The 20,580-nt window shown below is 71.6% G+C and carries 24 protein-coding genes and 1 riboswitch; of the genes, 15 read left to right on the top strand and 9 right to left on the bottom strand.

The window, feature by feature from the left end; genetic code table 11:
* The 9 genes from L2C96_RS19020 to L2C96_RS18980 form a co-directional block, all read left to right on the top strand.
* Positions 1-839 (top strand): ferritin family protein (locus L2C96_RS19020; RefSeq protein ID WP_504903703.1); only part of this gene is annotated, 839 nt, incomplete at its 5' end.
* Positions 840-898: 59 nt separating this feature from the next.
* Positions 899-1,939: an NADH:ubiquinone reductase (Na(+)-transporting) subunit F gene (locus tag L2C96_RS19015; protein WP_237337202.1), complete on the top strand. Its 1,041-nt coding sequence runs from the start codon at positions 899-901 to the stop codon at positions 1,937-1,939.
* A 12-nt stretch (positions 1,940-1,951) separates the two neighbouring features.
* Positions 1,952-3,121 (top strand): ferritin family protein, encoded by a 1,170-nt coding sequence (locus L2C96_RS19010; RefSeq protein WP_237337201.1) that lies wholly within the window; start codon positions 1,952-1,954, stop codon positions 3,119-3,121.
* Positions 3,122-3,129: 8 nt separating this feature from the next.
* Positions 3,130-3,489 (top strand): propane 2-monooxygenase effector subunit MimD, encoded by a 360-nt coding sequence (mimD, locus tag L2C96_RS19005; protein ID WP_020422707.1) that lies wholly within the window; start codon positions 3,130-3,132, stop codon positions 3,487-3,489.
* A gap of 33 nt (positions 3,490-3,522) precedes the next feature.
* On the top strand, positions 3,523-4,560 hold the full coding sequence (locus tag L2C96_RS19000) for an amidohydrolase family protein (protein ID WP_237337200.1): 1,038 nt from the start codon (positions 3,523-3,525) through the stop codon (positions 4,558-4,560).
* Entirely contained in the window at positions 4,557-5,273 is a 717-nt protein-coding gene (locus L2C96_RS18995; RefSeq protein ID WP_237337199.1) for an iron-sulfur cluster assembly protein, read from the top strand. The genes L2C96_RS19000 and L2C96_RS18995 overlap by 4 nt, the downstream gene beginning before the upstream one ends.
* Complete coding sequence (locus tag L2C96_RS18990) at positions 5,270-6,295, top strand: NAD(P)-dependent alcohol dehydrogenase (RefSeq protein WP_237337198.1); 1,026 nt, start codon at positions 5,270-5,272, stop codon at positions 6,293-6,295. The genes L2C96_RS18995 and L2C96_RS18990 overlap by 4 nt, the downstream gene beginning before the upstream one ends.
* 28 nt (positions 6,296-6,323) lie before the next feature.
* Positions 6,324-8,015: a chaperonin GroEL gene (groL, locus tag L2C96_RS18985; protein ID WP_020422703.1), complete on the top strand. Its 1,692-nt coding sequence runs from the start codon at positions 6,324-6,326 to the stop codon at positions 8,013-8,015.
* 27 nt (positions 8,016-8,042) lie between these two features.
* On the top strand, positions 8,043-8,735 hold the full coding sequence (locus L2C96_RS18980; RefSeq protein WP_237337197.1) for a GPR1/FUN34/YaaH family transporter: 693 nt from the start codon (positions 8,043-8,045) through the stop codon (positions 8,733-8,735).
* A gap of 175 nt (positions 8,736-8,910) precedes the next feature.
* Here L2C96_RS18980 and L2C96_RS18975 read toward each other — a convergent pair whose 3' ends face one another.
* The 3 genes from L2C96_RS18975 to L2C96_RS18965 are packed head-to-tail and all read right to left on the bottom strand — an operon-like array spanning position 8,911 to position 10,514.
* On the bottom strand, positions 8,911-9,180 hold the full coding sequence (locus tag L2C96_RS18975; RefSeq protein ID WP_237337196.1) for a DUF6510 family protein: 270 nt from the start codon (positions 9,178-9,180) through the stop codon (positions 8,911-8,913).
* Position 9,181: 1 nt separating this feature from the next.
* On the bottom strand, positions 9,182-9,913 hold the full coding sequence (locus L2C96_RS18970) for a ferredoxin reductase (protein WP_237337195.1): 732 nt from the start codon (positions 9,911-9,913) through the stop codon (positions 9,182-9,184).
* A 1-nt stretch (position 9,914) separates the two neighbouring features.
* Positions 9,915-10,514 (bottom strand): sulfite oxidase-like oxidoreductase, encoded by a 600-nt coding sequence (locus L2C96_RS18965; RefSeq protein ID WP_237337194.1) that lies wholly within the window; start codon positions 10,512-10,514, stop codon positions 9,915-9,917.
* Between the two features lie 80 nt (positions 10,515-10,594).
* Between L2C96_RS18965 and L2C96_RS18960 the strand changes: the two genes are divergently transcribed.
* Positions 10,595-11,437 carry an LLM class F420-dependent oxidoreductase gene (locus tag L2C96_RS18960; RefSeq protein ID WP_237337193.1) on the top strand — a complete coding sequence of 281 codons (843 nt, stop codon included), beginning with the start codon at positions 10,595-10,597 and terminating at the stop codon, positions 11,435-11,437.
* On the opposite strand, the gene L2C96_RS18955 is transcribed toward L2C96_RS18960, so the two are convergent.
* A complete protein-coding gene (locus tag L2C96_RS18955) occupies positions 11,438-11,947 on the bottom strand; it encodes a CGNR zinc finger domain-containing protein (RefSeq protein WP_237337192.1) in 510 nt (169 codons plus the stop codon).
* Between the two features lie 13 nt (positions 11,948-11,960).
* Positions 11,961-12,314 (bottom strand): DoxX family protein, encoded by a 354-nt coding sequence (locus L2C96_RS18950; protein ID WP_237337191.1) that lies wholly within the window; start codon positions 12,312-12,314, stop codon positions 11,961-11,963.
* A gap of 73 nt (positions 12,315-12,387) precedes the next feature.
* On the opposite strand from L2C96_RS18950, the gene L2C96_RS18945 reads away from it, so the two are divergent.
* The 5 genes from L2C96_RS18945 to L2C96_RS18925 all read left to right on the top strand — a co-directional run bounded on the left by L2C96_RS18945 (position 12,388) and on the right by L2C96_RS18925 (position 16,664).
* The gene (locus L2C96_RS18945; RefSeq protein ID WP_237337190.1) at positions 12,388-13,209 is read left to right on the top strand and encodes a class I SAM-dependent methyltransferase; all 822 of its coding nucleotides are present in this window, start codon (positions 12,388-12,390) and stop codon (positions 13,207-13,209) included.
* Positions 13,210-13,310: 101 nt separating this feature from the next.
* Positions 13,311-14,087 (top strand): sulfite exporter TauE/SafE family protein, encoded by a 777-nt coding sequence (locus tag L2C96_RS18940; protein ID WP_020422694.1) that lies wholly within the window; start codon positions 13,311-13,313, stop codon positions 14,085-14,087.
* A 90-nt stretch (positions 14,088-14,177) separates the two neighbouring features.
* Entirely contained in the window at positions 14,178-14,411 is a 234-nt protein-coding gene (locus tag L2C96_RS18935) for a hypothetical protein (protein ID WP_237337189.1), read from the top strand.
* 28 nt (positions 14,412-14,439) lie between these two features.
* Positions 14,440-14,562, top strand: a riboswitch (cobalamin riboswitch).
* Positions 14,563-14,634: 72 nt separating this feature from the next.
* A complete protein-coding gene (locus L2C96_RS18930) occupies positions 14,635-15,630 on the top strand; it encodes an ABC transporter substrate-binding protein (protein ID WP_237337188.1) in 996 nt (331 codons plus the stop codon).
* Complete coding sequence (locus L2C96_RS18925) at positions 15,627-16,664, top strand: FecCD family ABC transporter permease (RefSeq protein ID WP_237337187.1); 1,038 nt, start codon at positions 15,627-15,629, stop codon at positions 16,662-16,664. Before L2C96_RS18930 ends, L2C96_RS18925 begins: the two co-directional genes overlap by 4 nt.
* A 12-nt stretch (positions 16,665-16,676) precedes the next feature.
* Here the strand turns inward: L2C96_RS18925 and L2C96_RS18920 are convergent, their stop codons facing one another.
* The 4 genes from L2C96_RS18920 to L2C96_RS18905 form a co-directional block, all read right to left on the bottom strand.
* Positions 16,677-16,910 carry a hypothetical protein gene (locus L2C96_RS18920; protein ID WP_020422690.1) on the bottom strand — a complete coding sequence of 78 codons (234 nt, stop codon included), beginning with the start codon at positions 16,908-16,910 and terminating at the stop codon, positions 16,677-16,679.
* A 369-nt stretch (positions 16,911-17,279) separates the two neighbouring features.
* Positions 17,280-18,233 carry a hypothetical protein gene (locus tag L2C96_RS18915; protein ID WP_237337186.1) on the bottom strand — a complete coding sequence of 318 codons (954 nt, stop codon included), beginning with the start codon at positions 18,231-18,233 and terminating at the stop codon, positions 17,280-17,282.
* A gap of 78 nt (positions 18,234-18,311) precedes the next feature.
* The gene (locus tag L2C96_RS18910; RefSeq protein ID WP_237337185.1) at positions 18,312-19,700 is read right to left on the bottom strand and encodes a vWA domain-containing protein; all 1,389 of its coding nucleotides are present in this window, start codon (positions 19,698-19,700) and stop codon (positions 18,312-18,314) included.
* Positions 19,697-20,572, bottom strand: coding sequence for an AAA family ATPase (locus L2C96_RS18905; RefSeq protein ID WP_020422687.1), 876 nt, complete (start codon positions 20,570-20,572; stop codon positions 19,697-19,699). Before L2C96_RS18905 ends, L2C96_RS18910 begins: the two co-directional genes overlap by 4 nt.
* Positions 20,573-20,580 lie beyond the last annotated feature (8 nt).

Here is a 20,580-nt window from a genome sequence, read left to right as displayed (position 1 = left end):
CGTTCATCGAGTACGGCACCAAGGACCGCCGCAAGGACCGCGAGTCCTACGCCGAGATGTGGCGCCGCTGGATCTACGACGACTACTACCGCAGCTACCTCGTGCCGCTGGAGAAGTACGGCCTGGTCATCCCGCACGACCTGATCGAGGAGGCCTGGAACCGCATCTGGAACAAGGGTTACGTGCACGAGGTCGCGCAGTTCTTCGCCACCGGGTGGCTCGCCAACTACTGGCGCATCGACCCGATGACCGACGAGGACTTCGAGTGGTTCGAGCACAAGTACCCCGGCTGGTACGACAAGTACGGGAAGTGGTGGGAGAACTACAACCGGCTGTCCGTGCCGAACGGGCACCACCCGATCGTCGCCGAGGACGTCGACTACGTGTACCCGCACCGGTGCTGGACGTGCATGGTGCCGTGCCTCATCCGCGAGGACACCGTGATCGACAAGGTGGACGGGCAGTGGCGCACCTACTGCTCCGAGCCGTGCCGGTGGACCGACGCCGAGGCGTTCCGCCCGGTCTACCAGGGCAGGCAGACGCCGAACATGGGCCAGCTGGTCGGCGCCCGCGAGTGGGAGACCCTCTACCACGGCTGGAACTGGGCCGACGTCGTCTCCGACATGGGCTTCGTGCGCGACGACGGCAAGACGATGGTCGCGCAGCCGCACCTCGACCTCGACCCGAAGAAGATGTGGACGCTGGACCACCTGCGGCGCATGCCCGAGGTGCAGAGCCCCAACGTGCTGCTCAACCAGATGACCGACGACGAGCGGTCGGCCTTCATCGCCGACTACAACCGCCAGGGACCGGCCGGGCGGCCGGCGCCGGCGAACTGACGCCCGCTGCGGGCCCCGGGCGCACCGGGGCCCGCGCGCCGGGACACGAAGGGGTGTCGATGGGCGACAAGCACGTGGTGCGCTTCGAGCCGGTGGGGATCGAGATCGAGGTCGACGAGGACCAGACGATCCTCCGCGCCGCCGCCGAACAGGGCGTGATGCTCATGCACGGCTGCAAGGAGGGGCAGTGCGCCTCGTGCAAGTCGTTCATCCTCGACGGCGACGACGTGGAGCACGAAAGGTACTCCACGTTCGCGCTGCCGGACTTCGAGAAGGAGGAAGGGTTCACGCTGCTGTGCCGGGCGCACGCGTACGAGGACCTGACCATCGAACTGCTCAACTACGACGAGGAGATGATCCACTCCGGACTGCCGATCCGGACCGCGGTGGCCGAGGTCGTGGCCAACGAGCCGGTCACGCACGACATGCGTCACCTCGTGCTGAAGCTGGTCGAACCGGCCACGCTCAAGTACTTCCCCGGCCAGTACCTGGACTTCGCGGTGCCCGGCACGGACCAGACGCGCTCGTTCTCCATGGCCGGCCTGCCTGCCGACGGGCACCTGGAGTTCGTGGTCAAGATCTACCCCGGCGGGCTGTTCTCCCAGTTCCTGGACACCGGTGTCGCGGTCGGTGACCGGCTCGAGGTGACCGGGCCGTTCGGGGTGTTCACCCTGCGGGACGCGCCCGGCGCGCCACTGGTGTTCGTCGGCGGCGGGGCCGGCATGGCGCCCATCCTGTCGCTGCTGCGGTCGATGGCCGCCCGCGGCGGCGAGGTGGCGGCGCGCCGGACCACGTTCTACTACGGCGCCCGCCGCAAGCAGGACCTCTGCTTCGAGGCGGAGCTCCACGAGCTGGAGCAGAACCTGCCCGCGTTCACCTACGTGCCCGCGCTGTCCGAGCCCGGCGACGACGACTGGGACGGCGAGACCGGGCTGATCACCGACGTCGTGCGCCGCCGGGAGACGGATCTCGCCGGCGCCGACGCCTACGTGTGCGGTCCGCCGCCGATGGTCGAGGCGGCACTGGAACTGCTGCCCGCGCTCGGGGTCGCGGACAAGCGGATCTTCTACGACAAGTTCACCACCACCGGCGACGAGTGAAGGAACAAGCCGATGACAGCGACGCAGGAACGCAGCGTGCCCAAGCCCGTCTTCACCGACGCCGAAGCGGGCGCCAAGGTCTTCCCGGACTCCGGGGCGCGCCGGTTCAACTACTTCAACCCGGCGAAGCGGAAGCAGAGCCACTACGAGGACGTCACCGTCGAGGTGCAGCCCGACCCGCGGCACTACCTGGCGCAGGGCTGGCTGTACGCGTTCGCCGACGGGCGTGGCGGCTACCCGCTCGAATGGACCGTGCTCAAGGCGTGGGGCTCGGACCGGCCGGTGCCGGAACGCGGGCCGGGCTCGGGCGGCAAGGGCTACGACTGGCCCGCGCTGGGCTGGCACGAGTTCCGCGACCCGAACGAGGAGTGGGAGCTCACGCTCTACCGCTACAACGCCAACGTGGTGCGCCAGCTCAACCAGAACATCGAGGCCGCCCGCCAGTCGAACGCCTTCGACCAGTGGAACCGCAACTGGACCCAGTTCGTGGCGCAGCACGTCGGGGCGTGGATGCACGTCGACCACGGGCTGGGCCTGTACCTGTTCGCCAACGCCAACCGGCGCGCCCCGACGAACATGCACAACAACGCGATCTCGGTCAACAGCATGCACAAGATCCGGGCCGCGCAGGACCTGGCGCTGTACAACCTCACCCTCACCGAGGAGATCGAGGGCTTCGACGGCGCCGCGCACCTGGCGACGTGGAACGACGACCCGGCCTGGCAGGGCGTGCGGGAGGTCGCCGAGCAGCTGACCGCGATCGACGACTGGTGCGAGGCCGTCTTCGCCGCCAACATCGTGTTCGAACCGCTGGTGGGGGAGCTGTTCCGCAGCAACCTGGTGCAGCAGGCGGCGCCGGCCAACGGCGACTTCGTGACCCCGACCCTGATCGGGGCCGAGGAGTACGACTACGCCGAACGCGACCTGCGCTACACGCGCGCCATGTTCGAGCTGCTGGTCGGCGACCGCGAGTTCGCCGAGCACAACACGAAGATCATGCAGGACTGGCTGAGCACCTGGGTGCCGCGCTGCGTCACCGCGGCCAGGACGCTGCAGCCGCTGTGGTCGCAGCCCGACGCCAAACCGTCCCGCTTCGAGGACGGACTCGACCGCGTGAAGAGCCGCTTCGGCGGCATCCTGTCCGACCTGCGTCTGCAAGCACCGAAGGAGCTGGCCCAGTGACTACCCAAGTGCGCGCCGAGAGCCCGTTCAAGTCCGACAACACCGCGTCCAACATGTGCGGCTTCACCTTGATGAACAACCAGGTCGGCGTGATCGTGGCCGAGGTGATGGGGACCAAGGACAACGTGCGGATCACCCACTTGCCGTCGATGATCCGCGTGGACGCGAAGAACCGGATGGACGTGGTCTACAGCGAGATCGACGAGGCCGCCGGCGAGGAGGAGGGCTGGTTCAACTCCGCCGAGTTCGAGGAGAGCATGTCCACCCACTATGGCCGGATGGTGCACCTGGACGATCGCACGATCATGTTCGCCAACCCCGAGGACGCGGCCGAGTACCTCGACTTCGACCTCAAACCGATCCGCTGACGCCGACCACCACAACGGAGTGAGGGCAGGAGAATGTACGAAAAGGACGGCGAGAAGTACTTCGTGGTCGACGGGCACACCCACTTCTGGGACGCCAGCCCGGAGAACTGGGTCGAGGGGCAGGAGGAGTACGCCAAGGGCTGGATCGAGTGCTTCCACGCCTACCAGGGCCTCGGCCCGGCCGACACCCACTGGCCGATCGACCGGTTCCAGAAGTACTCCGAGGAACTGATGATGCACGACCTGTTCGAGGCCGGGCACGTCGACGTCGCGATCTTCCAGCCGACGAACCTGCGGCAGTGGTACCGCAACGGGTTCAACACGACCGAAGCCGACGGGGCGCTGGCCGAGAAGCACCCGGGCAAGTTCCTCGTCAACACCTACTTCGACCCGCGTGAGGGCGACGCGGGCATGAAGGCGTTCGAGGAGCGGGTCAAGCGCTACGGCTGCAAGGGCGTCAAGCTCTACACCGCCGAGTGGCTGGGCGACTCCCGCGGCTGGAGCCTGAAGGACCCGGAGGCGTTCCGCTACCTGGAGAAGTGCGAGGAGCTGGGCGTCAGGAACGTCCACGTGCACAAGGGCCCGACGATCTGGCCGCTGGATAAGGACGCGTTCGACATGTCCGATGTGGACCGCGCCGCGACCAGCTTCCAGGGGCTCAACTTCATCGTCGAGCACGTCGGACTGCCGCGCATCGAGGACTTCTGCTTCATGGCCACGCAGGAGCGCAACGTCTACGCCGGCCTCGCGGTCGTCGTCGGCGGGCTCATGCACGCCCGGCCGAAGTTCTTCGCGAAGGTGATGGGCGAGCTGATGTTCTGGCTCGGCGAGGACAAGCTGATCTTCGGCGCGGACTACGCGATCTGGGAGCCGAAGTGGCAGGTCGAAGGGTTCGTCGACTGGCAGATGCCGGCCGACGAGGAGCTGTCCGACTTCGCGCCGCTGACGGTGGAACAGAAGAAGAAGATCCTCGGGCTGAACGCCGCCCGGCTCTACGACATCGACGTGCCCGAGGAGCTGCGGCTCGAGGCGCCGAAGGTGGTCGAGCCCGTCGGCGTGCCGAACCCGTGACCGCGCTGGAGGAGGTCCGCGCCTGCCACGCCGCGGTGTGGCAGGCGCTGGGCACCGTCCGCGACCCCGAGCTGGACGAGCCGCTCACCGACCTCGGGTTCGTCGCGCGGTGCGCGGTGGACGGCGGACGGGCGGCCGTCGAACTGCGGTTGCCGACCTACTTCTGCGCGCCGAACTTCGCGTTCCTCATGGTCGCCGACGCCTACGACGCCGTCTCCGCGGTGCCCGGCGTCACGAGCGTCGAGGTCCGGCTGGTCGACCACTTCGCGGCCGAGGCGATCAACAGGGGTGTCGCGGCGCGGGCGGGGTTCGTGGCCTCGTTCGCGGGGGAGGCGGTGAACGAGCTGGACGAGCTGCGGGCCACCTTCGTCCGCAAGGCGGTGCTCGCCGGCACCGACCGGGTCTGCCGCGCGCTGCGCAGGTCCGGTGTGGACGGTGACCGGCTGGCGCGGATGACACTCGGCGAGGTGCCCGCGAGCCCGGACCGGGAACGGCTCCGGGCCAGGCGCCGGGAACTCGGGCTGCCGTGCGGGGACGGCGATCCGCTGCTGGTCGACCCGGAGACCGGCGAGGCGGTGCCGCCGTCGGACGCGGCGCGGCACCTCGGATTCGCGCGGCTGACGCGGGCAGGCCAGGAGGCCAACTCCGGGGTCTGCCGGGGCATGCTGCGCGTGCGGTACCCGCACATCGGAGAACAGGAGGGCGCACGATGAAAGCGGTGCGGCTGCACGCCTACCACCAGCAGCCGGTGATCGAGGACGTTCCGGAGCCGCAGGCGAAGGAACCCTTCGACGTCGTGGTGAAGATCGGCGGCGCGGGTGTGTGCCGGACCGATCTGCACATCATCGAGGAGCAGTGGGCGGAGAAGTCCGGCGTCACGCTGCCCTACACGATCGGGCACGAGAACGCGGGCTGGGTGCACGAGATCGGGTCGGGCGTGACCAACGTGGCGGTCGGCGACACGGTGATCCTGCACCCGACGCCGACCTGCGGGCTGTGCCACGCCTGCCGCGCCGGCAACGACATGCACTGCGAGAACTCGGTCTTCCCCGGCATCGACTCCGACGGCGGGATGGCCGAGTACCTGCTCACCTCCGCGCGGGCGTGCATCAAGCTCGACCCCGGCACACAACCCGCGGACGTCGCGGCGCTCGCGGACGCCGGGATCACCGCCTACCACGCGGTGCGCAAGGCGGTGCCGCAGCTGTACCCGGGCACGGTGTGCGTCGTGAATGGCGCCGGCGGGCTGGGGCACATCGGCATCCAGTCGCTGCGCGCGCTGACGGCGGCCACCGTGGTGGTCGTCGACCGCAACGCCGAGGCGCTCGAGCTCGCGGCCGGGCTCGGCGCGGACCACACGGTGCTGGCCGACGGCAAGCAGGTCGACGCGGTGCTGGACCTGACCGGCGGCAACGGCGCCGAGGTCGTACTCGACTTCGTCGCCGAGCAGGGCGCTCAGCAGGACGCCTTCGCGATGACCCGGCGGGGCGGCTCGCACTTCGTCATCGGCTACGGCGGCAACATCGACATCCCGACGATCGACATCATCTCCACCGAGCGCAACGTGATCGGCAACCTGGTCGGCACCTACAACGACCTGGTGGAGCTGATGGTGCTGGCGCAGGCCGGGAAGGTCACGCTGCACACGAAGAAGTACCCGCTGGACGCGGCACTCGACGCGCTGGCCGATCTGGACGGCGGCCGCGTGCGGGGCCGGGCGATCCTCACCCCCTGACCACTCGCAGCGGAGGAGTGACGAAACGATGGCGAAGGAACTGCGGTTCGGTGCGGACGCCCGCGGCCTGCTGCTGTCCGGTGTGGACAAGCTGGCCGAGGCGGTGAAGTCCACGCTGGGTCCCAAGGGGCGCAACGTGATCATCGAGAAGATCACCGGCTCGCCGGTGGTCACCAACGACGGCGTCACGATCGCTCGGGAGATCCACCTGAAGAACCAGTTCGAGAACATGGGCGCGCAGCTGGTCAAGGAAGCCGCGATCAAGACCAACGACGTGGTGGGAGACGGGACCACCACGGCGACGGTGCTCGCCCAGGCCATCGTGCGGGAGGGCATGGCGGCGATCGCGCGCGGCGGCAACCCGGTGCTGGTCAAGCGCGGCATCGACCACGCCGTCGGTCGCCTGGTCGAGCACCTGGAGAAGGTCGCGCACCCGGTCGTCACCGAGCACGACTACGCCCGGGTCGCCGCCATCTCGGCCAACGACGACGACGCGGTCGGCGCGGTCATCGCGAAGGCGCTGCACACCGTCGGCGACACCGGTGTGGTCACCGTCGAGGAGGCCCCGCGGATCGGGATGACCGTCGACTTCGTCGAGGGGTTCGAGTTCGACAACGGCTACCTCTCGCCGTACCTGGTCACCGACCCGGGCCGGCTGGAGGCCGTGCTCGACGACCCCTACATCCTGATGTGCAGCGAGAAGATCACCAAGGTGCAGCAGCTGATGCCGTTGCTGGACAAGGTGATGCGCGCGCCGCGGCCGCTGGTGGTGATCGCCGAGACGGTCGAGGGCACCGCGCTGAGCATGCTCGTGCACAACCACGTCAACGGCACGTTCCAGGCGTGCGCGATCCGGGCGCCCGGCTTCGGCGACCGGCGGCTGCACAAGCTGGAGGACCTCGCCGCGGTCGTCGGGGGCGCGGTGCTGTCCCGGCACTCCGGGTTCACGCTGGAGACGATGACGCTGGAGCACCTCGGGCGGGCCCGGCAGGTGCGGGTGACCGAGAACAAGACGACCGTCGTCGACGGGGCGGGATCCGCCGACGACGTCGAGTTCCGCGTCACCCAGCTGCGCGCGGAGCTGGAGCGCGCCCAGTTCGGCGTGGACGAGGACGTCCTGACCGAACGCATCGGCGCGCTGACCGGGAAGGTCGCGATGATCCACGTCGGCGCGGCCACCCCGGCCGAGCTGAAGGAGTTGCAGCATCGGGTCGAGGACGCGTTGTCCGCGACCAGGGCGGCCATGGCGGAGGGCATCGTCGCCGGTGGCGGGGCGGCGTTGCTGCACGCCGAGAAGGTGCTGGCCGACACCGGCCTGGCCGGCGACTACGCCACCGGGGCGGAGATCGTGCGGCGGGCGCTGGCCGAACCGGCGCGGCTGATCGCGGCCAACGCCGGCTACCCGGCCGACGAGGTGGTGGCGCGCACGCGTGATCTCGGCGAGGACGAGGGGTTCGACGCGCTGCTCGACCGCTACGGCAACATGATCGAGATGGGGATCATCGATCCCCTGCGGGTGTGCCGCTCGGCGCTGCAGAACGGCGCGTCGGTGGCCGGGCTGCTGCTCACGACCAACTCGCTGGTCGCCGAGGAGCAGACCCCGTGGGGCGGCAGCCCCGCGCTGATGACCGAGTTCGGTCCGCTGGACGAGGGGCTGCACCAGCCCTCGCCCGATTCCTCTACGCCGCAGTCGCTCGGGATGGGCCCGTCGGTGGGCTGATCTCCCGTGCCCGTGAGGTGGAACGTCATGTCAGAGACAACGCAGAGCACCAACGTCCATCCGGAAACCGTTCCCCACGTCCAGGACCTGCGGGCGATCGTCGAATCGCCCGGCCACCCGGCGAGCGTCGTGGTCGGCGCGGGCGGTGATCCGCTGATCCTGGCCCTGCCGATCTTCGCGGTCGGGTCGCTGGCACTGGGCATCGCGCTGACCGGGGTGATGCTCCCGCTGGCCGCGCTCGGCGCGGTGCTGCCCATCGTGCTGTTCGCGACCGGCGTCGGCCTGGTCATCTCCACGGTGTGGGCGCTGCTGCTGGGGCAGACGATGGTCGCCGGCATCACCGGCACGTTCGCCGGGTTCTGGCTGAGCCTGGGCGGGTTGCTGCTCGGCCTGACGCACAACTGGTTCGGGCTGCTGCCCGAGGTGGCGGCCCAGACGCAGGAGATGTTCTTCATCTGCTGGGCGTGCCTGTTCGTGTTCCTCCTGGTGCCGTGCCTGCGGCTGCCGGCGGTCTACCCGCTGATCGTCGGGCTCGTGGTGGCCGCGCTGGCGCTGGCCGCGACGGCGCTGCACGTTGGCGACGCGACGCTGTTCGAGTTCTCCGGGTACGTGGTCCTGGCGTTCGCCGCGCTCGGGTTCTACGCCTTCGTGAACGTCGGGCTCACCGCGATGGGGGCTCGCAAACCCTTCCCGCCGCTGGGCAGGCCGCTGCTGTCCTGACGGCGGACGCGAGCGTGCGCCGGGAGCCGGCCGCGACTCCCGGCACACGCGCCCACACCGCAACGGCAGATGGGCAAACACGCCGCCCCCACGGGCAAACACGCCGCCCCAGCCGGTGTGTTTGCCCGTCCGGGTGGGGTGTTTGCCGGTCCGGGTGGGGTGTTTCCCGGTCCCGTCAGGCTCCGGGCAGCGGCACGCGCAGGCTGGACGTCCCGGTGAGGTCCAGCCACGCCGAATCCGGGCCGCGCACCAGCTTCAGCACCACGGCGTCGCAGCCGGCGCAGCGGGCCACCAGGCCCGGCGCGTGCCGGTAGACGCGCAGCGACGCGACCGCGTCGACGCGGCCGCAGGCCACGCAGCGGGTCGTGGCGGCGGTGATGTCCACGGCGAAGATCTCGCCGGCCGGGCCGGCCAGTGCGTTGCCGTCTTCGAAGGGCTCGCTCATGTCAGCTCCCGCTGGGCCCGAAGCGTTCGGTCTTGACGCGCCGCGGATCGTGGCCGAGCGCGACGAGCACGTTCGCCACCGCCTCGACGAACCCGGTTGGCCCGCACACGTAGCACTGCGGCCCGAACTCTGCGGGCCAGCCGGCGGTGTTGACGTCGGCCACCCCGATCCGGTGCGGCTCGCCCGGCCAGTCCGCCGGGCCCTTGCGCGTGTAGACGAACGTGACGTCCAGCCCGGCCTCCGGGCGGCGCAGCTCGCCCGCGTAGTACACGTCCTCCGGGGTGCGCACCGAGTACAGCAGCTTGAACGGCGCCCGGCTGCCTGCCTGGCGCCGGGCGCGGATCATCGCCATCAGCGGCACGATCCCGGCGCCGCCTGCGACCAGCAGCACCGGGTCGGTTGACGCCGGGCGCCAGACGAACCACCCGCCCACCGGGCCGCGCAGCTCGACGGGGTCGCCGGGCGCGAACACCTCGGTCAGGAACGGCGACACCTCGCCGCCGGGCACCCGCTGCACGGTGATCTCGACGCGCTCGCCGTCGGCGGGCGCCGCGATCGAGTACGTGCGCGTCGTGCTGTAGCCGTCCTCGGCGGTGAGCCGGACGTCGACGTGCTGCCCGGCCAGGTGCCCCGGCCAGCCGGGCACGTCCAGCACGAGGGTGCGCGCGGTGGGCGTCTCGTCCCGCACCTCGGCGAGCCGTCCGACCCGCCACGCCAGCTTCCCCTGAACCACGTCAGTCCCCCTGGTAGCGCTGCTCGCGCCACGGGTCGCCGTAGCTGTGGTAGCCCGCGGCCTCCCAGAAGCCCAGGTCGTCGTCCAGCATGAGCCGCAGGCCCTTGACCCACTTCGCCGACTTCCAGAAGTACAGGTGCGGCACCAGCAGCCGGGCCGGGCCGCCGTGCTCGGCCGGCAAGTCCTCGCCCTCGAACTCGTAGGCGATCCACGCCTGGCCGTCGAGCAGGTCCTCCAGCGGCAGGTTCGTCGTGTACCCGCCGTGCGACTCGGCCATCACGTAGTCGGCGGCCGTGTCCACGTCCTCCAGCAGGGTGTCCAGCGAGACGCCGCGCCAGGTGGTGCCGAACTTCGACCACCGCGTCACGCAGTGGATGTCCACCGTCGGCGTCTCCGACGGCAGCGCCTTGAGGTCCGCCCACGTCCACTCGTGCTTCTGCCCGGTCTCGGTGGTGACCGTGAAGCGCCAGTTCTCCAGCCGCACCCGGGGCGTCGGCCCGGCGGAGAGGACGGGGAAGTCCTCCACCAGGTACTGCCCCGGCGGTAGCTTCTCGTCCGCCGATCGCGCCCGGCCCTGGAACCCGGGAGTCACAATCCCCATCTGCTTCCCCTTCCTCGTCCCGCGAGTCTAAGCCGTGCTTTACTAGAACGTGTTCTAGTCGCCGGAGACGGGAGGCCGCTGTGCGGTTCGGGGTCGTGTTGTTCACCAGTGACCGCGGGATCACGCCGGCCGCGGCGGCGAAGGCGGCCGAGGACGCCGGGTTCGACTCGTTCGCGGTGCCGGAGCACACGCACATCCCGGTCCGGCGGGAGGCGGCGCACCCGGGCACCGGCACCGCCGAGCTGCCCGACGACCGGTACCTGCGCACCCTGGACCCGTGGGTCGCGCTCGCCACCGCGGCCTCGGTGACCTCGCGGATCACCCTGTCGACCGCGGTCGCGCTGCCCGCCGAGCACGACCCGATCACCCTGGCCAAGACGATCGCCTCGCTCGACCACCTGTCCGGCGGCCGGGTCGTGCTCGGCGCCGGGTTCGGGTGGAACGTCGACGAGCTGACCGACCACGGCGTCCCGGCCGGGCAGCGGCGCACGGTGGTGCGCGAGTACCTGGAGGCGATGCGGGCGCTGTGGACTGACGAGGAGGCCGCCTACGAGGGCGCCCACGTCCGGTTCGGCCCGTCCTGGGCGTGGCCGAAACCGGTCGGCGAGGTGCCGGTGGTGATCGGCGCGGGCGGCACCGAGCGGACGTTCGCCTGGATCGCGCGCTCCGCCGACGGCTGGCTGACCACGCCCCGGGACCACGAGCTGGACGACAAGGTGCGGCTGCTGCGCAAGATCTGGCAGGACGCCGGCCGGGCGGGCGAGCCGCGGGTGGTCGCGCTCGCCGGGCGGCCGGACGAGGAGGTGCTCGCGCACTGGCGGTCGCTCGGGGTGACCGAGGTGCTGTTCGGGCTGCCGGACCGGGACGCCGGCCAGGTGGCGGCCTACATCGCGAAGCTGGGGGAGCGGCTGCGGCTGGGCTGATCAGGCGCGGGACCGGTAGGCCCGCATCTTGTGCCGCGCCCCGCAGATGTCCATGCTGCACCAGACGCTGTTGCCGGCCGGGGAGCGGTCGTAGAACAGCCACCGGCACTCCGGCGCTCGGCACGGCTTCAGCCGCCGAGCCCGGCCTGTCACCTCGGCGCGGAACAGCACGTCGAGCAGCCGCGCGATGAGCCCGTCGACGCCCTCGCCCGCCGGGGCCAGCGCGGGCCCGGGCCAGCGCGGCCCGGCGACGGTCGCGGCCGCGAAGGCGTTCAGCTCGGCGGCCACGTCCACGCCGTCGAGGTGGTCGCGCAGCGTCTCGCGGAACCGGACCAGGCGCGCCAGATCCCGCTCGTCCAGGGGCAACTCGCCCAGTCGGTGCTCGGCCAGCCAGTCGCGGGCCGAGCCGGGCGTGCCGAAGTGGTCCTCGCCGTAGAGGAAGCGCGCCGAGTTGCCGAACACCTCGAGCGGACGCAGATCGTCCGGCGCGGCGGGGCGCGAGTAGGCCATACCGGCAGGTTACCTACCCCGCCAGCCGCCCCACCGCCACGAACACGCAGACCGCCAGCACCAGCAGGTTGACCGCGCTCGTGCGGTACTCGCGCAGCTTCGCGTGGCTGATCGCCGCCCCGGTCATCACGACGGCGAGCCCGATCGCGGCGGCGGGCGTGAGCACGGGCGCGATCCCGGTCGCACCGGGCAGGATCAGCCCGAGCACCGCGGCCAGCTCCGCGGCGGCGACCACCCGGATGACGGGCAGCGGGAAGAACACCACCCCGGTCTGGCCGGTGTCGAGCATCCGCTGCTTCGACTGGGTGGACTTGAGCAGTCCGGACACCAGGAACAGCGCCGCGAGCAGCCCCTGGCAGAGATCCACAACACGACGTTCACCTGACACGCCTCCTTCCGTCTCACCCACCGGACGAGGCGGCGCGGGCTAACGTGACCGCATGGCCAACGAGGACGAGGCACGCGACTGGAACGGCGACACCGGCCGCTACTGGGCCGACCACGCCGAGCACTACGACGCGATGCTCGCGCACCTGACCCCGCACCTCCTCGACGCCGCCCGAATCGAGCCGGGCGAGCGGGTCCTCGACATCGGCTGCGGCTGCGGCACCACCACGCTGCTCGCGGCCGGGCGGGGCGCGACCGTCCTCGGCGCGGACCTGTCCGGTCCGATGCTCGCCGTGGCGCGGGAGCGTGCCGCCGGGCTCGACGGGGTGCGGTTCGAGCAGACCGACGTGCAGGTCCACGACTTCGGTGCGGGCTCGTTCGACATCGCGCTCAGCCGGTTCGGCGTGATGTTCTTCGACGACCCGCTCGCCGCCTTCACCAACGTCGCGCGGGCGCTGCGGCCCGGCGGGCGGCTGGCGTTCCTGTGCTGGCAGGACGTGCGCGAGAACGAGCACCGGGTGCTGGCGCTGGACGCGGTCGCCCCGCACGTCGACACCGCCGACGCCGTCCCGCCCGGCCCCGGCCCGTTCTCGTTCGCCCAGCCGGGCTACCTGCGCGAGCTGCTGACCGGCGCGGGGCTGACCGGGATCGCCGTGGACGACGTGCGGGCGCCGGTCCGGCTCGGCGCCGACGCCACGTCGGCGGCCGATTTCCTGCGCCGCGGCGCGATGCTGCGGACGATCTTCGAGCGGTACCCGGCGGAAACGGTCGAGCGGGCGGTCGCCGCGCTGACCGAGGCCCTCGTCCCGCACGAGACGCCCGACGGCGTGCTGCTGGGCGCGGCTGCCTGGCTCGTCACCGCGCGCAGGCCGTGACGCAGTCCCTTCTGGACAGCGCACTCTGATTCCACAGTGGAGGAGTGGGGTTCGTCTCGCGCGGCCGGAAAACGATTGCTCCTGCGGTAAATTGGGGCAACGTGCCCGCTGAACCGCTGCTCACCCTCGGCCCGTGGCAACTGCTGTTCCTCGTGGTGGCCGGGGTCGGGGCGGGCCTGACCGGTTCGATCGCGGGGCTCGCGTCGCTGGTGTCCTACCCGGCGCTGCTGGCGATCGGTGTGCCGCCGGTCACCGCGAACGTGACCAACACCGTCGCGTTGATGGGCAACACGGTCGGCTCGGCGGCCGGTTCACGTCCCGAGTTGCGCGGGCAGCGCGCCCGGTTGCTGCGGCTGTGCGCGATCACGGCGGTCGGCGGCGCGGCGGGCAGCGCGCTGCTGCTGCTCACTCCGGAGGGCACGTTCGCCTACATCGTCCCGTTCCTGATCGGCGGCGCGTCGATTCTCCTGCTGTTCTCCCCGCGCCTGGCCGAACGCGCCGGCCGTGGTGACGGCGGGCTGACCGCGGGCACCGCCACGGGCGCGTTCCTGGTCGCGATCTACGGCGGCTACTTCGGCGCGGCGGCCGGGGTGATCATGCTGGCGCTGCTGTCCGCGGCCTGGGCGCAGCCGCTGGCCAGGACGAACGCGGCGAAGAACATCGTCACCGGTGCGGCCAACCTGGTGGCCGCCGTGGTGTTCGCGTTCACCGGCTCGGTGCTCTGGCCCGCGGCGGCGGCCCTGTGCCTCGGTCTGGTCGCCGGATCCTTCGTGGGGCCCGCGGTGGTCCGCCGCCTGCCCGCGGCGCCACTCCGGGTCGCGATCGCGCTGGCGGGCATGGGTCTGGCCGTCACGCTGGCCTGGCAGGCCTGGAACTAGATTCTGTTTCAAGCGGTGGCGCCGTCTCGCCGCTTAAAACCTCGTCCGCTACCCGGTCAACTGGATCGCGGCACTTTCGACAGCGCACGGTTGTCCCTGATCACCTCCCACATCGAGGGTGCCGAGCCGCTGCGCTTCCGGTCCCACCTCCGGATCGACGCCGACGTGCCCGAGGAAGACTGGACCGATCCGCGCACCGGCCGCCGGGACCCGGGCGTCCTGCGCCGCATCGCGCGTGAGCACGACATGTGCCTCGGCGTCTACGGGTCCACTGTGGAACCCGGCACGGTCGGGGTCGGGGACGAGGTCGTCGTGGTAGCGTGAGCCCGCCAGTCGTGCCCCGCGAGGGGCCAGGGAATCCGGTGCGAATCCGGAACTGACGCGCAGCGGTGAGCGGCGACGGGCGGGACAACGGCCACTGGACCACGCGGTCCGGGAAGGCGTTCCGCCCGGACGACCCCGAGTCCGAAGACCTGCTGGCACCCCCGCCACGGGGGAGACCGCCGGACCGGGCTCCGCGCATGAGCCCTCGACGCTAGGGGCCGCTGTGCGCCGATCGATCACCTTCCCGCTCCTCGCCGCCGTGCTGGCGCTGACCGGGTGCGCGAGCGCCACCCCCTCCGGAGACACCGCCGCCGTGGCCGTCGACAACTGCGGCCACCAGGTCCGCGTGCCGGAACCGCCGCGGCGGGCGGTCGCACTCAACCAGGGCGCGGCGGAGATCATGCTGTCCCTCGGCCTCGCCGACCGCATGGCGGGCACCGCCACCTGGACCGATCCCGTGCTGCCGCACCTGGCCGCGGACAACGCGAAGGTGCCCCGGCTCGCCGAGAACTACCCGTCGTTCGAGACCGTGCTCGCCGCCGAGCCGGACTTCGTCGCCGCCTCGTTCGGCGCCATCCTCGGCAAGGGCGGCGTCGCCACCCGCGAGCAGTTCGAGCAGCTCGGGGTGCCCGCCTACCTGTCGCCGACCGAGTGCGCCAAGGACACCAGCGGCGGCGGTGACGGCGCGCGCACCGAGACGCTGACCATGGACGCCGTCTACACCGAGATCCGCGACCTCGCGCGGATCTTCGGCGTCGAGGACCGCGGCGAACAGCTGGTCACCAGCCTGCAGGAACGGATGCGCGCGGTCGCGGGTGCAGGCGCGAACGCCCGGCTGATGTTCTGGTTCGCCAACTCCGAGGCCCCCTACCTGGCGGGTTGCTGCGGCGCGCCCGGCATCATCACGACGACCGTCGGCGCCCGCAACGTCTTCGACGACACACGCGAGGAGTGGCCGCAGATCAACTGGGAGACGGTCGCCGAACGCGACCCGGACGTGATCGTCCTCGGCGACCTGACCCGCCGTTCGCAGACCGCGGAGAACGCCGCCGCCAAGATCGCGTTCCTGGAGTCGCACCCGGTGACCCGCGACCTGGCCGCGGTGCGGAACAAGCGGTACGTGCTGCTGTCCGGGCAGGCGATGAACCCGACGTTGCGCACCGTGGACGGCGCCGAGCAGGTCGCCGCGGCGCTGCGCGGGTTCGGGTTCGCCGGGTGACGCGCACCGCGCGCGTCCTGCCGCTGTGCGCCGGGGGCCTCGCGCTGCTCGTGGTGTCGGTGGCCGTCGCGGTGACGATCGGCCCGGCCGGGATCGGCGTGGGCGACGTCTACGCCACCGTCCTGGCCCACCTCGGTCTCGGGGAGCCGGTGCTCTCGCCGGTCCGGGACGGGATCGTGTGGCACCTGCGGATCCCGCGCGCCCTGCTCGCCGCCGTGTGCGGCGCGGGTCTGGCGGTGTGCGGGGCGGTCATGCAGTCGCTGCTGCGCAACCCGCTGGCCGACCCGTTCGTGCTCGGGGTGTCCTCGGGCGCGTCGACCGGCGCCGTGCTGGTCGTGGTGCTCGGCGTCGGCGGGGGAGTGGTGTCGTTGTCGGCGGGGGCGTTCGCCGGGGCGGTGCTGTCGTTCGGGCTCGTGCTGCTGCTCAGCCAGACGCTGGGCGGCACCACCGAGCGCGTGGTGCTGTCCGGGGTCGCGGCGATGCAGTTGTTCTCCGCGCTGACCTCGTTCGTCGTGCTGACGGCCGGGGACGCGGAAACGACGCGGGGCGTGTTGTTCTGGCTGCTCGGGTCGTTCAGCAGCGCGTCGTGGTCCGAGGTCGGCGTGTGCGCCGCGGTGCTGGTCGTCGCGCTGCTGGTGTGCTTCGGCCACGCCCGGACGCTCGACGTGCTCGCCTACGGCCAGGACCTCGCCGCGGCGCTCGGGGTCGCGCTGACGCGGACACGGATCGTGCTGATGTGCGTCACCGCGCTGCTGACGGCCGCGCTGGTGAGCGCCTGCGGGGCGGTCGGGTTCGTCGGGCTGGTGCTCCCGCACGCGGCCCGCGCGCTGGTCGGCCCCGGCCACGGACGTCTGCTGCCGGTGACCGCCGTGGCCGGCGCGGTGTTCCTGGTGTGGGTCGACACGCTGGCGCGCACGGTGCTCGACCCGCAGGAGGTGCCGGTCGGCGTGGTCACGTCGATCATCGGCGTGCCCGCGTTCGTGGCCGTCCTCTACCGCAGCCGTCCACAGTGGACGCGGCGGGCGGCCGCCTAAGCGCTCAACGGGTCACCTGATCGCGTCGCGGCCGGCGTCGGTGAGTTTGGCGGGGATGCGGGAGCCGGTGCCGGGGACGCGGCGGACCAGGCCGGCGTGGATCAGCAGTCGCGCGCCGAACTGGTCGCAGCAGGAGAGTCCGTCGACGTACACGTGCGGCTCGCTGCTCGCGGTCAGTTCCACGCGGCCGTCGGCAACCGCTTTCAGGAACTCGACGTCGCGGTGGCTGAGGGTGGACGCGGTCATCGCTGGCACCTTTCCGAGAACGGTGTGGTGCGCCACAGAATAGGGGATCGTTGAACAATCGAGCAACCGGGTTGACGGATCGTTCAACAATCGCTAGCGTCGTGGGGCATGCGAGCCAGCTCACAGGACACCCGGCAGACCCTCATCGGCGGCGACCCCGACGACATCTCCTGGATTCCCTGAAATTGTTGAAGACCTGCCAGTAACACGCCCTGCTTTCGCCTCGATTCACTGATAAGGCCCGCGCGGAGGGTGGGCGCGACACCTCCGGCACCGCCGTCTTGCCCGCGCTCGAACTCCCCCTCGGAGCGTTGTGGCAGGCGAGTGGCCCCCGAGTGCGGACTCCCAACTGCCCCGCGCTCGGGGGCCCTATTCGTACACCACGTAGACCGGTTCCGGCTGCAGCCCGACCACCTGCTCGGGCGTCATCAGCGGTTGCCCGCCGCGGGTGTCCTCCTGGTAGAAGAGTTTGAACCCGGCCTTGACGTGCGGCGGTCTGCGCTTCATCACCTGGTCCCAGGTGGCCTTCTTCGCCTCGGCGCTGCCGATGCCGTCCACCACGTTGATCACCGCGACCCCGTTGTGCCGCTTCAGCCCGGCGATGTCCCGCACGACCGTCACCGCCACCTGGTGGTACACCATGATCTTCTCCGGCAGCCGGTGCCGCGCCACCAGCGAAGCGAGGTAGGCGGCCACGCCGTCCAGTTCCGCGCCGGTCGTCACGCCGAACTCCTCGCCCGGCACGACGCCCGGTTCCACCGCCCACTCCGGGTCCAGCGCGACACCGACGTCCGGCTCGGTCAGCCAGCGCTCGAACGCCTTGACCTCGGGCAGGAAGTCCGCGCGCCCCGGCTGGATGTTGAGCAGCAGCTGCCCGTCGAGCGCCCGCGCCGCGTCGAGGTAGCGCTGGATCGTGTTGTCGTTCGCCCGGCTGCGGTACATGCCGTCCGGGCCCGGCGTCGGGTTCACCGTCGTCGCGATCAGCTCGACCACCGGGACCACCGGCCGGGTCCGCGGGTAGGTGCCGATCAGCTCGCGCAGCTGCGCGGACGCCTCCTGCAGATCACCGGTCATCCGCCCCAGCGCCGGGCTGCCCGGCGCGCCGCAGTAACCGACCAGCAGGTGGTCTTCGACCACGCTGTGCGCGGCGACCTGCGCCGGAAATCCGCGCAACCCCGCCGCGGGCGCGTCCAGCGGCGCCGGCCGCCCGGAAAGCGCCTGCCTGGGAAAGAAACCCTCACCACCGCTGCTGCAGGCGACGCTCGCCGCGCCCGCCAGGGCCGCGGTGAGGAACGCCCGCCTGCCGACCGTGCTCCCCGCCATGACCACGGGATGCCCTGGTCTCGACCACTTACACACAGCAGCGGGAAAATCACTCCCCGCGAGACGGCTTCGTTACCGTCAGCCGGGCAGCAGTTCGGTCACCAGCTGGGTGAGCTGGCGCAGGTTGCGGCACTCGTGCATCGGCACCACGCGCGCGTACCGCAGGGCGGCGGAATCGCCCGTGCCCCAAGCTGATCGCGCCTCCGGGTTGAGCCAGTGGACGTGCTTGGCCCGCTCCGCGATCCGGCGCACCGCGTCCAGGTTCGGGTCGCCGCCGTTGGTGCGGCCGTCGCCGAGGATCAGGACCGAGGTGCGCGGCCCGACCGCGTCCGGCCACCCGTCCACGAAGCTCGCCAGCGAACCGCCGTAGTCGCTGCTCATGCCCCACCGGGTGAGCTTCGCCTGCGTCAGGATGCGCCGCGCGAGCCCCTCCGGGTCCGCCGCGCCCGCGGTGACCAGGCCGGTGATCTCGTCGGTCAGCTCGACGAACGCGAACGTGCGGATCTTGCTGAACTGGTCCGACAGCGCCTGCACCAGCAGCAGCGTGAACTGCGCGAACCCGGCCACCGACCCGGACATGTCGCACAGCAGCACCAGTTCCGGGCGGCCGGGACGGCGGTCGCGCATCGCCGGCCGCATCGGCACCCCGCCGGTGGCCAGCGACCGGCGCAGCGTGCGGCGCAGGTCGATCTGCCCGCGCCGGGCACGGCGGCGGCGCGTTGCCAGCCGGGTGGCGAGCTTGCGGGACAACGGCTGGATCGTGCGGCGCAGCTCGGCGAGCTGGGCGCGGGTGGCGTTGGTGAAGCTGACCAGGTCGGTCTGCGGCGGCACCGCGTACTGCGCGATCCGCTCACGCCCGCGCAGCTCGGCGGTGCGGCGGCGGGCTTCGGCCTGCACGGCCTCGCGGTAGGTGGTGATCCGGGATTGCGCCTCGCTGCGGGCGACCGCGTCGCCGAACGCGCTGTCGTCCGTGCGGATCGCGGCGAGCACCCGGTTCAGCAGCGCGTCCGGCCGCACCCGGTCCAGCGCCTGGTAGGCCGACCAGCCGCGCATCCCGTTCGCTCCGCCGCCGCCGGACCCGCCTTCGCCGAACGAGCCGTACCGGCCGAACTGGTCGACCGCGGCCGAAGCGAGCGCCCGCAGGCGTTCCCCGTCGCCCTCGGCGAGCGCGGCGACCAGCGCTTCCCGCAGCTCCGCCGCGTCCGCGGGCGCGTCCCCGGCCGTCTCCGCGGCGCCGACCGCGACCGGGAAGTACAGGTCGAACAACGCGTCGAAGGTGCCCCGCTGCCCCGAGCGGCGGAGCACGGTCGCCGCCAGCGCGGCCCGCAGCTGCTCGCGGTCGGCCAGCCCGAGCACGTCCACGGCGGCGGCCGCGTCGACCGTTTCGCCGGGACCGACCGGGATGCCGTGCTCGCGCAGCGAGCCGACGAACTCGACCAGCCGCCGCGCCAGCGCCGGGGAGGTCATGACAGCAGCGAGTCGAGCCGCAGCTCGGCCGCGGCCTTCCGGTGATCGCTCTGGTACTTCAGGATCACGCCGAGGCTGGTCTCGACCACCTGCTCGTCGAGCGTGTCGGCGCCCAGCGCGAGCAGCGTGCGCGCCCAGTCGACGGTCTCGGCGATGGAGGGCGCCTTGCGCAGTTCCATCGTCCGCAGCGCGGCCACGACCCGCACCACCGAGTCCGCCAGGCGCGCGTCCAGCCCGGGGACCTTGAGCGTGACGATGTCGCGCTCCAGCTCCGGCGTGGGGAAGTCCAGGTGCAGGAACAGGCAGCGCCGCTTGAGCGCCTCCGACAGCTCACGCGTCGCGTTCGAGGTGAGCAACACGAACGGGCGACGCTGCGCGGTGATCGTGCCCAGCTCCGGCACGGTCACCTGGAAGTCGCCGAGGACCTCCAGCAGCAGGCCCTCCATCTCAACGTCGGCCTTGTCGGTCTCGTCGATCAGCAGGACCGTGGGGTCCGGGTTGCGGATCGCCTTGAGCAGCGGGCGGGGGAGCAGGAACTCCTCGCTGAACACCTCGTCGCGGGCCTGTTCCCAGCCCTCGTCGCGGCCCGCGGTGATGCGCAGCAGCTGCTTGGCGTGGTTCCACTCGTAGAGCGCGCGGGCCTCGTCGATGCCCTCGTAGCACTGCAGCCGCACCAGCTCGCTGCCGGTGGCCTGCGCCAGCGCCCGCGCCAGCTCGGTCTTGCCGACCCCGGCCGGGCCCTCGACCAGCAGCGGCTTGCCGAGGCGGTCGGCGAGGAAGACGGTGGTGGCGACGGCGGTGGACGCCAGGTAGCCCGCGCCAGCCAGGCGCTCGACGACCTCGTCGACCGAGCCGAACAACGGCTCCTGCATCGGCCCTC

The organism is Amycolatopsis tucumanensis, from assembly GCF_021654135.1.
GTDB lineage: Bacteria > Actinomycetota > Actinomycetes > Mycobacteriales > Pseudonocardiaceae > Amycolatopsis_E > Amycolatopsis_E tucumanensis.
This window is presented reverse-complemented; position numbering and strand designations above follow the sequence as displayed.

Bases quoted from the DNA above. Each gene is read 5' to 3' on its own strand.
- L2C96_RS19015 (WP_237337202.1), top strand. From the start codon at position 899: ATGGGCGACAAGCACGTGGTGCGCTTCGAGCCGGTGGGGATCGAGATC.
- L2C96_RS19010 (WP_237337201.1), top strand. From the start codon at position 1,952: ATGACAGCGACGCAGGAACGCAGCGTGCCCAAGCCCGTCTTCACCGAC.
- L2C96_RS19000 (WP_237337200.1), top strand. From the start codon at position 3,523: ATGTACGAAAAGGACGGCGAGAAGTACTTCGTGGTCGACGGGCACACC.
- L2C96_RS18990 (WP_237337198.1), top strand. From the start codon at position 5,270: ATGAAAGCGGTGCGGCTGCACGCCTACCACCAGCAGCCGGTGATCGAG.
- groL (WP_020422703.1), top strand. From the start codon at position 6,324: ATGGCGAAGGAACTGCGGTTCGGTGCGGACGCCCGCGGCCTGCTGCTG.
- L2C96_RS18980 (WP_237337197.1), top strand. From the start codon at position 8,043: ATGTCAGAGACAACGCAGAGCACCAACGTCCATCCGGAAACCGTTCCC.
- L2C96_RS18975 (WP_237337196.1), bottom strand. From the start codon at position 9,180: ATGAGCGAGCCCTTCGAAGACGGCAACGCACTGGCCGGCCCGGCCGGC.
- L2C96_RS18965 (WP_237337194.1), bottom strand. From the start codon at position 10,514: ATGGGGATTGTGACTCCCGGGTTCCAGGGCCGGGCGCGATCGGCGGAC.
- L2C96_RS18955 (WP_237337192.1), bottom strand. From the start codon at position 11,947: ATGGCCTACTCGCGCCCCGCCGCGCCGGACGATCTGCGTCCGCTCGAG.
- L2C96_RS18945 (WP_237337190.1), top strand. From the start codon at position 12,388: ATGGCCAACGAGGACGAGGCACGCGACTGGAACGGCGACACCGGCCGC.
- L2C96_RS18920 (WP_020422690.1), bottom strand. From the start codon at position 16,910: ATGACCGCGTCCACCCTCAGCCACCGCGACGTCGAGTTCCTGAAAGCG.
- L2C96_RS18915 (WP_237337186.1), bottom strand. From the start codon at position 18,233: ATGGCGGGGAGCACGGTCGGCAGGCGGGCGTTCCTCACCGCGGCCCTG.
- L2C96_RS18910 (WP_237337185.1), bottom strand. From the start codon at position 19,700: ATGACCTCCCCGGCGCTGGCGCGGCGGCTGGTCGAGTTCGTCGGCTCG.
- L2C96_RS18905 (WP_020422687.1), bottom strand. From the start codon at position 20,572: ATGCAGGAGCCGTTGTTCGGCTCGGTCGACGAGGTCGTCGAGCGCCTG.